This is a genomic window from Staphylococcus pasteuri (genome assembly GCF_030547725.1).
Taxonomy (GTDB): Bacteria; Bacillota; Bacilli; order Staphylococcales; family Staphylococcaceae; genus Staphylococcus; species Staphylococcus pasteuri.
This window is the reverse complement of sequence record NZ_JAUOQO010000093.1, coordinates 1-351: the sequence shown is the minus strand read 5'-3', so window position 1 is coordinate 351 and position 351 is coordinate 1. Positions and strand designations below refer to the sequence as shown.

The following is a 351-nucleotide window of genomic DNA, read 5'->3' as shown; positions in this document are numbered from 1 at the left end:
GGGTAAAGCAGCACAAATTTTAAATTAGAAAAGCTCACAAATGTGAGCTTAGTTTTATTCGAAGAACGAAGACATGCTTACAAAATCATATGGAACAGCTTTAACACTGTTTACAGCTTTGTACACATCATTCCACGTGGTTTTTCGACCTACCTTTTGAACGTTAAAGCGCTGCCTCCAACTTTTAGTTGAAGTTTCAGCATTCTCCAAACATCTTAACTCTTCGATTTGAATTTTAACCCCAGGAAGTGCTGAAAGCGAACTCTCAACACCACTTGTTAATTTGGCCAATTCAAGTTCAGATCCGTTAAATCTGCTATCAGATATCTGCTGAAACGTTAATGTTCTGAC

General features: G+C 37.6%; 1 protein-coding gene. It reads right to left on the bottom strand.

What is annotated here, in order from left to right; all coding sequences use genetic code 11:
* Positions 1-54: 54 nt before the first annotated feature.
* Positions 55-351, bottom strand: a 297-nt coding sequence (locus Q4528_RS12925) for a hypothetical protein (RefSeq protein ID WP_303521884.1), incomplete at its 5' end; no start/stop codon positions are given.